Origin of the sequence: Sediminibacterium ginsengisoli, assembly GCF_900167075.1 — a bacterium.
Taxonomy (GTDB): Bacteria; Bacteroidota; Bacteroidia; order Chitinophagales; family Chitinophagaceae; genus Sediminibacterium; species Sediminibacterium ginsengisoli.
The window spans coordinates 368,505-380,806 of the sequence record NZ_FUWH01000003.1 but is presented as its reverse complement, the minus strand read 5'-3'; the positions used below and the strand labels follow the sequence as shown (position 1 = coordinate 380,806).

At 46.5% G+C, this 12,302-nt stretch carries 10 protein-coding genes and 1 tRNA gene; 5 read left to right on the top strand and 6 right to left on the bottom strand.

What is annotated here, in order from left to right:
- Positions 1–41: 41 nt before the first annotated feature.
- Together rho and B5D42_RS07380 are read right to left on the bottom strand one after the other, a co-directional pair.
- The gene (gene rho / locus B5D42_RS07385) at positions 42–1,685 is read right to left on the bottom strand and encodes a transcription termination factor Rho (protein ID WP_078830815.1); all 1,644 of its coding nucleotides are present in this window, start codon (positions 1,683–1,685) and stop codon (positions 42–44) included.
- A 236-nt stretch (positions 1,686–1,921) separates the two neighbouring features.
- The gene (locus tag B5D42_RS07380) at positions 1,922–2,920 is read right to left on the bottom strand and encodes a PAS domain-containing sensor histidine kinase (RefSeq protein WP_078830814.1); all 999 of its coding nucleotides are present in this window, start codon (positions 2,918–2,920) and stop codon (positions 1,922–1,924) included.
- Between the two features lie 174 nt (positions 2,921–3,094).
- Between B5D42_RS07380 and asnS the strand changes: the two genes are divergently transcribed.
- A complete protein-coding gene (asnS, locus tag B5D42_RS07375; RefSeq protein ID WP_078830813.1) occupies positions 3,095–4,531 on the top strand; it encodes an asparagine--tRNA ligase in 1,437 nt (478 codons plus the stop codon).
- Positions 4,532–4,647: 116 nt separating this feature from the next.
- A tRNA-Phe gene (locus tag B5D42_RS07370) sits at positions 4,648–4,720 on the top strand.
- Positions 4,721–4,776: 56 nt separating this feature from the next.
- Here B5D42_RS07370 and B5D42_RS07365 read toward each other — a convergent pair.
- Entirely contained in the window at positions 4,777–5,820 is a 1,044-nt protein-coding gene (locus B5D42_RS07365; protein ID WP_078830812.1) for a Fic family protein, read from the bottom strand.
- A gap of 209 nt (positions 5,821–6,029) precedes the next feature.
- Here B5D42_RS07365 and B5D42_RS07360 point away from each other — a divergent pair, with 209 nt between their 5' ends.
- Both B5D42_RS07360 and B5D42_RS07355 read left to right on the top strand, forming a co-directional pair.
- Positions 6,030–6,953, top strand: coding sequence for a DUF4440 domain-containing protein (locus B5D42_RS07360; RefSeq protein ID WP_078830811.1), 924 nt, complete (start codon positions 6,030–6,032; stop codon positions 6,951–6,953).
- A gap of 692 nt (positions 6,954–7,645) precedes the next feature.
- Complete coding sequence (locus B5D42_RS07355) at positions 7,646–8,416, top strand: DUF3050 domain-containing protein (RefSeq protein ID WP_078830810.1); 771 nt, start codon at positions 7,646–7,648, stop codon at positions 8,414–8,416.
- 421 nt (positions 8,417–8,837) lie between these two features.
- On the opposite strand, the gene B5D42_RS07350 is transcribed toward B5D42_RS07355, so the two are convergent.
- Complete coding sequence (locus tag B5D42_RS07350; RefSeq protein ID WP_078830809.1) at positions 8,838–9,161, bottom strand: four-helix bundle copper-binding protein; 324 nt, start codon at positions 9,159–9,161, stop codon at positions 8,838–8,840.
- 118 nt (positions 9,162–9,279) lie between these two features.
- Here B5D42_RS07350 and B5D42_RS07345 point away from each other — a divergent pair, with 118 nt between their 5' ends.
- Positions 9,280–9,594: a hypothetical protein gene (locus B5D42_RS07345; protein WP_139367035.1), complete on the top strand. Its 315-nt coding sequence runs from the start codon at positions 9,280–9,282 to the stop codon at positions 9,592–9,594.
- A 6-nt stretch (positions 9,595–9,600) separates the two neighbouring features.
- Here the strand turns inward: B5D42_RS07345 and B5D42_RS07340 are convergent, their stop codons facing one another.
- Both B5D42_RS07340 and B5D42_RS07335 read right to left on the bottom strand, forming a co-directional pair.
- The gene (locus B5D42_RS07340; RefSeq protein ID WP_078830807.1) at positions 9,601–11,763 is read right to left on the bottom strand and encodes a multicopper oxidase domain-containing protein; all 2,163 of its coding nucleotides are present in this window, start codon (positions 11,761–11,763) and stop codon (positions 9,601–9,603) included.
- A 32-nt stretch (positions 11,764–11,795) separates the two neighbouring features.
- A complete protein-coding gene (locus tag B5D42_RS07335; protein ID WP_078830806.1) occupies positions 11,796–12,287 on the bottom strand; it encodes a DUF3347 domain-containing protein in 492 nt (163 codons plus the stop codon).
- Between the last annotated feature and the right edge of the window lie 15 nt (positions 12,288–12,302).

The window sequence follows — 12,302 nt, the reverse complement described above, 5'->3', positions numbered from 1 at the left end:
TGATAAGATTGCGGCCTTTGTTTTTTGATATTGTAGGAGAATTATCTGTTCATCGATGCCAGGAATTCTTCATTGTCTTTTGTTCCGCGCATACGTTTCAGCAATTCGCTCATTGCTTCTTCGGTGTTCATATCGTTGATGAAAACACGCAGGATGTTCATACGCTGCAGCACTTCTTTATCGAGCAGGAGATCATCACGTCTTGTTGAAGAAGAAACCAGGTCGATAGCCGGGAAGATACGTTTGTTGGCCAGGCGGCGGTCGAGCTGTAACTCCATGTTACCGGTACCTTTGAATTCTTCGAAGATCACTTCATCCATTTTACTACCAGTTTCGATCAGTGCGGTTGCAAGGATGGTAAGAGAGCCGCCATGTTCGATCTTACGTGCAGCACCAAAGAATTGTTTGGGTTTCTGCATCGCATTTGCTTCCACACCACCGCTCAATACTTTACCACTAGCAGGCGCAACGGTATTATGTGCACGGGCGAGACGCGTGATGGAATCGAGAAGAATCACAACATCGTGTCCGCACTCAACCAGGCGTTTTGCTTTCTGCAATGCGATGGTAGAAACTTTCACGTGTTTTTCAGCCGGTTCATCGAAAGTAGAAGCGATCACTTCTGCGCGAACGCTGCGTTCCATATCTGTAACCTCTTCCGGGCGTTCATCGATCAGAACCACCATCAGGTAACATTCGGGGTGATTGGCTGCAATGGCGTTGGCCACTTCTTTCAGTAATAAGGTTTTACCTACTTTGGGTTGTGCCACGATCAGACCACGCTGGCCTTTACCGATCGGCGTAAACAGATCTATGATACGTGTACTGTAGTTGTTAGGAGTTGTGAAAAGGTTCAGCTTTTCATAAGGGAAGAGCGGCGTCAGGTAATCGAAAGGAACCCTGTCGCGCACTTCATCCGGTTTTTTACCGTTGATCGCGTCTACTTTCAGCAGCGCGAAATATTTCTCGCCTTCTTTCGGCGGACGAACAGCGCCCTGTACGGTATCGCCGGTCTTTAAACCGAAAAGTTTGATCTGCGAAGGAGAAACATAAACATCATCCGGAGAAGAAAGATAATTGTAATCAGAGGATCTTAAGAAACCATAGCCATCGGGCATCATTTCCAGTACGCCTTCGCCGAGAATAACGCCTTCGAACTCGATGTTGAAAACGGGCTCTTTCTTTTGCTGACGCTGCGGATACTGGTGTTGCTGTGGTGCCGTTTCTGCGGGTTGTGCTTCCTGTTCAGCCTCCTGGGAGATAATATTATCAGGTGTTTCCGTTGCCGCGAGCATTTGCTGTGACAGCACGTCGATCGGCTGTTGCTTGGCCTGCTTTTCTGCAGCGGGTTTATTGTTATTGTCGTTTTTGTTTTTGCGAACGGGTGCTTTTTTCGCAGCCGTTTTTTCTCTTTCAGCCTGTGCAGCCGGTTGTGCGGGCGCTTCCTGCATTACTTCTGCTTCTTCTGTGCTGATGCCGGTTTTAACGGTGATCGGCTTGCGTGCACGCGCAGGCTTTTTCTTTGCATCATCCTTTGTTTCACTCGCCTGTACTGCCTGGCTGTCCAGTATTTTATAGATCAGTCCTTGTTTGTCCAGCTTCTTGGCGCCGGTAATGTTCAGTTGCTCGGCAATATCGAGCAACTCAGGCAATAACATGTCGTTCAATTGCAAAATGTCGTACATAAATTGATTTGATAGGGGAATACAGTTTGTCTAATCATTAAAAATCCTGTCTAAGGGAACTTGTAAAAACCCAGATCGGATAATACAGATGTTGTTGTTGTGATTGGAAAGAGGGTAAACTGATGTTTTGAGGCTTAGAACCAAAACCAGATCAGTTCGGTTTCCATTGCAATGTTAAATCAAAAAAATCAAAAACAAAATTAAAAAATACAATTATTGCGTTAAGTCGCTGATAATCAGAGCCCTTCGTTTTTTGTTTTTTCGATGATGCGTTTGATTTGTTCGTCCAGCTCGCGTACACTTTTTTTCAGGTGCGCAAGGATTTCTTCATTTTCTGCGGGGGCTTTTGTGAGATCGATCAGATCTGTGAGGCCAATAATATTGGCTACGGGTCTGCGTATATCATGAGATTGTATCATAGCGATTTCGCGCAGCGTCTGCAGGTGCTGTTCAATTTTGCGTTGCTGGCGTTTTCTTTCTATGGTGTTGATGGAGGAGATCACTACACCCAGGTATTCGCCTGTATGATCGAAGGCCGGATAATAGCGTCTTACAAACCAGGCTTCCTCTCCGTCGGGATAAGTTAATTCATGTTCGAAGACAAAGCTTTTTTTATTGCCGCTTAACAGGAAGTCGATATGTTCTATCGATTTCTGTTTTTCTGTTTCCGTGAGATAGCTGAGAATATAATCGCCGAGCTGGTAAGGTTTATTGAATAATTTATGCGCATGTCTTTGAGCTGCGTCGTTCACATAAATAATCCTGAGGCCGGGGTCTAGGAAAACAATGATATTTTCTGAACTGTTGATGATAGCCTGCAATGTGTTCTCGGAGCCGGAAAGCAGATCGCGCTGTTTTTTCATTTCCGAGATATCTTTTGAAATGCCGATGATGAACTGCGTGTTGCCATCATCATCGGGAACGGGAATGGTTTCGCTCAGACTGGTAAAAGTTTCACTGCCCAGGAGAATATTTTCCTCGTAACGCAGGGCTTTCTTTTCTTTCGCACAACGGACGAAACGTTCCCGTACTGCCGGCTGTTTTTCTTCGGAAAGAAACTCTTCAAGCGTTTTCCCGATCAGCGATTCGTGCGATACATTGAAACGGCGCAGGTAGGCTGCGTTCACATATTCCATGATAAAACGGGAGTCGTTGTCGTGCACACTTAAAATAAAAACTGCATCATCCGTCAGCTCAACGAGTGAGGTAAAAAGCCGCTGGTTATTATGAGGCATATTGGATCTGGATTTTAAAAGCCGGCTAAAAATACAGGATGCATTCTATATTCCGGGATATAAAATCAAACATACGGCCCTCAGGAAGAAGAGAATACAATAAAATTTACAAAAAACACAGTTGGGTTGGCAGTTTGGCTTATCCCAGTGGCCGCGTCCCTTATCTTTGCAGCTATGTTTAACAAGCGAACCAAGATCAAAGTATTGTTGTCCGGCGAGCAGATCGGGCAGGAAGTGACCGTAATGGGTTGGGTGCGTACATTCCGCAACAACCAGTTTATAGCATTAAACGACGGAAGCACTAATAATAATATACAGGTTGTGGCAGAACTGGGTCTGCTGGGCGAAGCAGATCTGAAGCGCATTACCACGGGAGCGTCATTGAAAGTGACCGGTGAAGTGGTTGCCTCCCTGGGTAAGGGCCAGGCCGTGGAAGTAAAAGCAACAGCGATCGAGATCCTGGGCGACAGTGATGCAGAAAAATACCCGCTTCAGCCGAAAAAACATAGTCTTGAGTTTCTGCGTGAGAAAGCGCACCTGCGTTTCAGGACCAATACATTCGGCGCTGTGTTCCGCATCAGGCATTCCCTGGCATTTGCGGTGCACCAGTTCTTTAACGACAGAGGCTTTGTATACCTGCATACCCCCATTATTACATCGAGCGATGCAGAAGGTGCTGGCGAGATGTTCAGGGTAACAACATTACCGCTGGAAAATCCGCCAACCCAAGAAGACGGCAGCATCGATTTTTCGGAAGATTTTTTTGGCAAGAGCACCAACCTCACCGTAAGCGGTCAGCTGGAAGGCGAACTGGGAGCGATGGCGTTCAGTGAGATCTATACATTCGGCCCCACATTCAGGGCGGAGAATTCCAATACAACCCGCCACCTGGCAGAATTCTGGATGATTGAGCCGGAGATGGCGTTTCATGATATCGAAGACAACATGAACCTGGCTGAAGCCTTCATCCAGCACCTGATCCGCTACGCGATGGAGCATAACGCGGAAGACCTGGCATTCCTTGACCAGCGCCTGGCCGAAGAAGAAAAATCCAAACCGCAGGCAGAACGTTCGGAACTGGGTCTGCTGGAAAAATTACGGTTTGTGGTAGAGAACAAATTCGAGCGGATCACTTATACCGATGCTATCAACATCTTACTGGAATCTCCTGCATATAAAAAGAAAAAATTCAAATACGAAGTAAGCTGGGGTATCGATCTGCAGAGTGAGCACGAGCGTTACCTGGTGGAGAAACACTTCAAAAAACCGGTGATCGTTACCGGTTACCCTGCAGCGATCAAGGCGTTTTACATGCGCATGAACGACGATGGCAAAACCGTAGCCGCCATGGATATCCTGGCGCCGGGCATCGGCGAGATCGTGGGTGGCTCACAAAGGGAAGAGCGCCTGGAAATACTGGAAAAAAGAATGTCGGACATGCATATCCCTGCCGAAGAAATGAGCTGGTACCTCGATACCCGCCGTTTCGGAACGGTACCGCATGCCGGATTCGGACTTGGTTTTGAAAGAATGGTACAGTTTGTAACCGGCATGGGTAATATCCGCGACGTGATCCCATTTGCGAGAACGCCGAAAAACTGTGAGTTCTAGGCCAATACAGCAGCGTTTTTTCAGAACAGAATAAAAAAATACAGAAAGAATAGGGGCCAATTGTGGATTATTTGTGAAAACCCCCTATTTTTGCTGCCCCGAAAGGGAAGAAGGATGGTGCGGTAGCTCAGTTGGTAGAGCAAAGGACTGAAAATCCTTGTGTCGCCGGTTCGATCCCGGCCCACACCACGAAGAAAAAGGCGACTATGATTAGATCATAATCGCCTTTTTCTTTGGTACAACCGTTATAAAGAATACCAGGTTCCTTTACCTACTCCATTTTTTTGTAGTCGATTTGTATCAACAAGCGCCTCAAGATGCTTTTTCACTGTATTGCGATTAGCACCGGTGACAGTAACAATATCGCTAATCGTTGCTTTTCCTCTCGATTTTACCAGTTGAAGAATTTGCAGTGAGAGTTGCGGTAACTGAGTAAGCAATAGATTTTCCTGCTCGACTTTTGCTTCAAGGCGTTTCTTCTGATGTCGCAAAGCCCGAAGAAAAAAAAGAACCCACGGTTGCCAATCGGGACTTTCGTTTTTCAGCGTGCCCTGTGTTTGGCGCAAAGCCAGATAATAACCTTCTTTACTTTGCTCTACGACGGCTTCAAGGGAGCTGTAAGGGACGTAATGATAGCCCACTCTCAAAAGAAGGTATGTGGTTAGTACGCGCGATAACCTTCCGTTGCCATCCTGAAAAGGGTGTATCGCCAAAAATTCAACAACAACTATTGCTGTTATAAGCAGCGGATGAAGTTTCTTATCTGCGTATGCTTGCGCCGCCCATTCAACAAGATCGCGCATCCGTATAGGGGTTTCAAAAGGGCTTGCTGTTTCAAAGACAACGCCAAGACTTTTACCCTGAGCATCAAATGCCTCCACATGATTTGGAGACTTTTTATAATTTCCCCTGTGCCAGTAGTCTTTTTCACTGTGCTGAAGAAGAACAGAGTGGAGCTGCTGGATATAGTTTTCTGAAAGGGGAATATCGGCGTAGCTCTGGAAGATCAGGTTCATAACGGAAGAGTAACCGGCGACCTCCTGTTCATCCCGCGTCTCGAATTTTTGTATCTCGAGGTTGGAAAGCAAAACCTCAACTTCCTTATCAGTCAGCTTGCTTCCTTCAATACGGGTAGAAGAGCCAATGCTCTCAATCGTGGCAACCTTCTTGAGTGAGGAGAGCTGTTCCGGAGCTAATTGCCCCAAAGCCCTCCACGCGCCCTTGAATTCGTCTATTTCAGCGATCAGGGTGAGTATTTCAGGGGTTATTTTGAGACTTTCTATGTTCATACCCGTATTATTACCCAAAAATACCCAAAAATCAACAAATACCCATATTTATACCCATAAATATCCAAAAACGCTTATTTCTTAAACAGCGAAAGCAAGCAGCTTCGTCAAATAACGCCCTTCTGATACGTAGATCTTCAATAATTCTCATATAATCCCGGCGTTTCTCTTCTGCCTTTAAAACCGTATCTTACCATAAAGCAACCCACATGTTCCTAACACCATTGCTGGGCATGGTACTTTCGCTGGTTTCTTTCGCATCATACCATTACCCCAACAAATCAGTAACAACAACAGATTCTGCACAGATCGTCACACTCAACAAACAGTTTGCAGCTGCTTTGCGTGCTGCAGATCTGCAAAAGATCACAAGCCTGTACGCTGCAGATGCCGTTGCAATGCCTGAATACCACACAAGGGTCAGCGGCGATCATATCAGGGAATATTTCCGGCAGTGGCTGGCCGGTACTTCCGGCAACGAATTCACGAAGACGCCCTTCAGAATAATCAGTTCCGGCAACTATGTTTTGGAAACCGGCAACTTCATATTCCGCTTCAATCGCAAGAACAATACACCGTTCAGTTATAACGGGAAATATGTGCAGGTGTGGCGTAAAGATGACGCGGGAAAACTGAAACTGGCATCGCAGATCTGGGGCTCGTCAACCTGGTTTGATAAAAAGGAATTGCCTGAAATAACCGGAATCAAAGAAGCCTCTGTTATTACGAAAAAATCTCCAGCTGCTTCCGGCAACGCTTACGGGGCGATACATGATAAAAACCAACAGATTGCGAAACTTGTGAAACAACGCACAGGACATCTTTTTGCGCCATACTATACAACCGATGCGATCTATATGCCTTATTATTCACCCATGATCATTGGCCGCGACAGCATTAACAGCTATTATATCAAACACGAAGATCCTAATGTTGGCATTGACAGTGTTGCAATTCATATTGCCAGGCTACTGGAGGCGGGTAAATTTTATATTGCCGATGGCGTTTACTCCGTGGACTGGCGCAGCGGTCAGAGCAGCGGCCGGGTAAACGGGAAGAGCATCAATGTCTGGCATAAAGAGGCGGATGGGCGGTTATTGCTGCACTGGCAGATGACTACGCATGATTTTTAAATGTAGTTGGTCAGGCGACCCCTACTGTTCAGAAGTATTTTAATAACACAAATAAATCAACCAGTCTTTGCAGAGGCGCCTCTTTGGGTTCAGTACCCGGCGAAGCGTAGGTAATCGGAATGATGCGCAGCACATTGCCATAGAGGCCAAAGGAGCGCTGGCGCAAAGACGAGGCCCAGCGGCCTGAGCAACACAGATACCTGCACCGTCTGAAGGTTAAAATCTATAAGCAACTTTAGAAATAGCAAGTGCGTGTAGCGCTGAATCCCCTTCGGGAGACATCAGCCATTACTTTGATTTTAGCTAAATACTGTTGTAAATTTTCAAAGGAAACGCAGAGGTGAACTAAAAAAGAAAGGCAAGTGCGTGCAGCGCTGAGTCCCCTTCGGGAGACGTCAGCCTTTACTTTGATTTTAGCTAAATACTGTTGTAAATTTTCAAAGGAAACGCAGAGGTGAACTAAAATCTACAAGCAACTTAGAAATAGCACGTGCGTGCAGCGCTGAGTCCCCTTCGGGAGACGTCAGCGAGGGAAGAGGAACATTAACGCTACTTGAACACCCGGGGTCAGGCGACCGATAATGGCGTTAAGCATGAACGATGCGCAAAGCGAAGATCTTTCTCAAATCATTCACTCAATAACTAACATTTTTTATCTCTTCTTTCTGTTCCTTTGCAGACATTTTCTATTTATGAACAACCGCATCGAACAGCTTAAGCAACAGATAGAGCCCGCCAGGCAAAAGCTGGTTGCTCATCCCTTATATACACAGTTTCAGGATATTGAACAGCTTAAAACCTTCTCAGAATGGCATGTATTTGCCGTATGGGATTTTATGAGCCTGCTGAAGTCGCTGCAGGTTCAACTCACCTGCGCGCAAAGTCCCTGGGTACCGGTAGGAAATGCCAATACCTGCTTCCTGATCAATGAAATTGTATTGGGTGAAGAAAGTGATGTAGACGAGTCCGGCAACCGTACCAGCCATTTCGAACTTTACCTCAAAGCAATGCAGGAAATGGGGGCCGATACATCGCTCATTAATAAACTGGTTACCGAACTCCGTAAAGGATCGTCTGTTTATGATGCGTTTAATAACACGGATCTGCCTGAACCGGTGCGTGATTTTATTGGTCATACTTTTCATGTGATTGAAAAAGAGCCGGTTCATGTGCAGGCAGCTGTTTTTACTTTCGGACGTGAAGACCTGATCCCTGATATGTTCATTGGTATTGTGCGTGAGTTGTCATCCTTACATGCCGGACAGTTGAACACATTCAGATATTACCTTGAGCGTCATATTGAAGTAGACGGGGAACATCACAGTCACCTGGCGATGGAAATGGTAAGCGATCTGTGCGGCAACGATCCTGTAAAATGGGAAGAGGCAGCAAATGCCGCAATTCTCGCACTTGAACAACGTCACGCTTTATGGAATGGCGTCCTGAATGCGATCCGGCTGTAGTGTTGCAGGGTTTTATCAATGTTCCTTATGTATGCTCACAGGTATCTTTAGAAATAGCAAGAACGTGCTGCGCAGCACAGTTTGATAGATGCCAAAGCAGCGCTGGCGCAAAGACGAGGCCCAGCGGCCTGAGCGAAACAGATACCAGCACCTCCCGGTAGGTTAGAATCTATAAACAGCGTTAGAAATAGCAAGAACGTGCTGCGCTGAGTCCCCTTCGGGAGACATCAGCGAGAGAGGAGGAACATTGTCCTGCTCTGGGGGCAATGCTGACACATTCTACAGGTTCCAGGCTCTTCGGATCAAACGCTACCTAATCTTCCGAACACCTGTGGTCAGGCGACCAATAACAGTGTGAAGATCAATAACAATAATGTATGGATTATGCCGAATTTCCAGAAGCACTGCGGTTTGAAATTTGTTACACGGCCTTACAGGCTTCCGCGCATTTCCTGCAGGCATCGGCACATTCTCTGCAATGCTCATTATCATGTTTTGAACATTCGTCGGCACAGCGGGTACAAATTTCCGCACAGAGCCGGGTGATATCTTTTGCGAGATCACTGCCGAGGCTTAGTAACTGCGCAGTTACATAGCAGGTAGCTGCACATTCCATATCCAGCCGGATACATTCCGCCATCATAGTTACATCGTTTTCCTGTGTACAGGATGATGCACAGTGATTACAGAGTGCCGCACAGGCAAGACAGGCATCTATGCAGGCTTTATATTGATGGTAATTCATGGCTTTTTTTCAATTGCTGCTGCAAAAGCCAGGCCACCGCATATTACTCTCAGAGACGCTCTGATGGCTCCAACAAATACCGGCACAACAATTGTCATATCCTTTATAAATGCATAAAATGACCACAGTTTTTAAATATCTCCGGGTAAAAGAATGGACCGTATTAGCCAGTATCAGCTTTTTTGCTTTCTGCGCATCACAACGCGGGTTTTCTGCATCGGGAACAATTAGTTCAATAACGCCGGGTAAAGATGGTTATATGGCTGAGCTGATTACGAAAGACGGAACCAATTATAACACCACCATCAGCAGGATCCGTTTACAGCAACAGTATCAGCAGCTGGCCGTAGGCGACCAGGTTAAAATATCGGGTGATACCATTCATACCGAACAAGGCGTTACCATCCTCGCAAAAGGGATCAGCAAGCAGTAACCCGCATCAGTAGCTGAATGTGATACCAGCGCCGAAACCCATGTCGCTGTCGTAATGCGATGAAATGGATAAGGACTTATTGAGGATATAACGTACACCACCCATATATTCCTTGTCCGTATTCCACATGAAGCCCAACCGCAGGCGGCTGCTCAGTGGAATATCTTCACGCATGAACTGAATTCTCAGCTTTCCGTCGGTTGCAAAACGAAGATCGCCGGTTACAAGCATCGGGAATAAATACTGAACACCTACACAAAAAGCCTCGCGTTTATTTTTGGTATTGATCTGTCCGAATAGATTTTTCTCATGGTCTCCCATCGGGCGGTAACGGATATCCCAGCCTGCATAGGCATAGAGAAATTGCATTTTTCCGAAATAACGCCCGAAATGACTTTCGCTCTCATAACCCATTTCCGAATTAAATCCAACCCGCCATTCCGTCTGGAACTGGTACCTCGTATTAGAGAGCATGAACTCTCCGTCTGAACCGCTCGATTCCAGTCCAACACGTAACATGGGGTGTACAGACCGATCATCACGATATAATCTTTTCAATGATTTTGCCGGATCGGGGATTTCAGGGTTGGGTGCACTGTTCTCATAGCTGAAGATCCTGCCCATGCCGCTCATCATGTGATATAAAATATGGCAGTGAAAGAACCAGTCGCCACCCGTTTCCGTTGCGGCAAATTCAAGGGTATCCGTTTCCATGGGCATGATGTCGAGCACGGTTTTCAGCGGCGCATTATCGCCTTGTCCGTTGAGTACCCGGAAGAAATGCCCATGCAGGTGCATCGGGTGCCGCATCATAGTGCCATTGTATAAAATGATGCGCAGGTTTTCGCCTTTGCGGATCATGATCTTATCCGTTTCCGAAACGGTTTTATTATCAAGGCTCCATACATAACGATTCATGTTTCCCGTAAGCTCAAAGCGGAGTTCTTTTACTGGCGCTGCCGGCAGGCGGGTGCTTTCGGGCGACCGGAGCATTGCATAATTGAGTGTAACCTGTTCTTTCGGCGCAATGGAATCCTTTCCTTTACCGGTTATTTCAGGATACATTACCGTATTCATGTCCATCTGCTGCAGGCTCATCTGCATTCCCATGTCGTTCATGCTGCCGTTCATTTTCATCATATCGTTCATCATCTTCATCCCTTCAAAATACTGAAGCCTCGGAAGCGGTCCTGCTTTCTGCACATCGCCGCTGCCCAGCCAGAGTGAAGCAGATCCGGTCCTGTCTTCTGCGGTGGCCATCAGCTCATAACTTTTCCGGTCGGGGATAGTAACCATCACATCGTAGGTTTCAGAAACAGCGATCATCATCCTGTCCACATCAACAGGAACAACATCTTTACCATCATTGGCAACAACAGTCATTTTTCCGCCTGCAAAACGCAACCAGAAATAAGTAGAAGCGCTGCCATTGATCACACGGATCTTTATCTTTTCACCGGCCTTCAGTTCCGGCAACCGGTCCGCGGTTTTTCCGTTGATGAGGAACCGTTCATAATAAACATCACTTACATCCATGGCCAGCATGCGCTTCCATTCGTTGGTGAGTTTGGTTTTGAAATGTCCTTCTTTCACCGCCTGCGCATAATCCTGCGTGCTTCCTTTTCTGATCGCATACCAATCGGTCTGGTTATGCAGCCTGCGGTGTATCTCGTAGGGCTTTTCGTCAGACCAGTCGCTCAGCAGTATCGTATATTCTTTAACCGGCTCCGGTTCTCTTTTGTGAATGATCAGCGGACCATACATACCTGATTGTTCCTGCAGGCTGGTATGGGAATGATACCAGTAAGTACCGTTCTGTACCAGTGGAAAACGGAAGAGCCTGGTTTCCCCGGCCCGGATGGGAGCCGTGGTAAGATAAGGTACGCCATCGTAGCGGTTGGGAAGGATAAGTCCATGCCAGTGAACAGACGTCTCTACCTTCATCCCGTTGTGAACATAAATCTCAGCGGTATCGTCTTCTGTAAAATGCAGTTCCGGCGCGGGGATCGTACCATTGATAGCAATGGCTTTTTTCTGTTTCCCCGTGTAGTTGACGCTCGTGTCTTTTACATGCAGATCATAGCGGACAACCCTTTGTGCAGACAAGCGCAGAGCGGTGCTGAAAATAAATGAAAGAAGGATACTGCTTTTGAGAAGAAAGGAGCGCATGGGTTCGGGTTAAAGGAGATGAAGGAAGCGGTTTAGTGAATAGTATCGCTGACCTTACCGCAAGTAAGCATGCTGCTGCCATAGTAAGGATTTTTAATGGCGGCTTCGCTGCTCAGCCAGTATGCTTTTTTCATAGGACAATACGCCTGGTAAACGGGATCGGATGAAAGCTTTACTGCTTTTGCCAGCTTGTACATGTTATCAGAAAGCGTTGTAAAGCTTGCGCGCTGTGCAGCAAGATCTTTATTCTCAGTTATCTTTTTGGCATCGGCAGCCAGTTTCTGGCGTAAAGCCGAGAATGCTTCCTGTTCCTTTGAACCGAGCGATGTTGTGTTAGCATTGTTTACTGCATCGAGAAAAGACGCGGCCTGGCTGGCGGCTGCAGCGGCATCACCCGCTACAAGCGCATTTTTAATGTTGTAATAAAATGTAAGCGTTGCGCTTAAGGGTTGTTCTGTTTTTGCAGCTGCTTTTGTTGTTAAAAAAGCAAAGCAGCATACAATTGTGGCGATCATAGTTTTCATGTGTATAGATTGATG

Coding starts and splice junctions, on each gene's coding strand:
- rho (WP_078830815.1), bottom strand. CDS start 1,685: ATGTACGACATTTTGCAATTGAACGACATGTTATTGCCTGAGTTGCTC.
- B5D42_RS07380 (WP_078830814.1), bottom strand. CDS start 2,920: ATGCCTCATAATAACCAGCGGCTTTTTACCTCACTCGTTGAGCTGACG.
- asnS (WP_078830813.1), top strand. CDS start 3,095: ATGTTTAACAAGCGAACCAAGATCAAAGTATTGTTGTCCGGCGAGCAG.
- B5D42_RS07365 (WP_078830812.1), bottom strand. CDS start 5,820: ATGAACATAGAAAGTCTCAAAATAACCCCTGAAATACTCACCCTGATC.
- B5D42_RS07360 (WP_078830811.1), top strand. CDS start 6,030: ATGTTCCTAACACCATTGCTGGGCATGGTACTTTCGCTGGTTTCTTTC.
- B5D42_RS07355 (WP_078830810.1), top strand. CDS start 7,646: ATGAACAACCGCATCGAACAGCTTAAGCAACAGATAGAGCCCGCCAGG.
- B5D42_RS07350 (WP_078830809.1), bottom strand. CDS start 9,161: ATGAATTACCATCAATATAAAGCCTGCATAGATGCCTGTCTTGCCTGT.
- B5D42_RS07345 (WP_139367035.1), top strand. CDS start 9,280: ATGACCACAGTTTTTAAATATCTCCGGGTAAAAGAATGGACCGTATTA.
- B5D42_RS07340 (WP_078830807.1), bottom strand. CDS start 11,763: ATGCGCTCCTTTCTTCTCAAAAGCAGTATCCTTCTTTCATTTATTTTC.
- B5D42_RS07335 (WP_078830806.1), bottom strand. CDS start 12,287: ATGAAAACTATGATCGCCACAATTGTATGCTGCTTTGCTTTTTTAACA.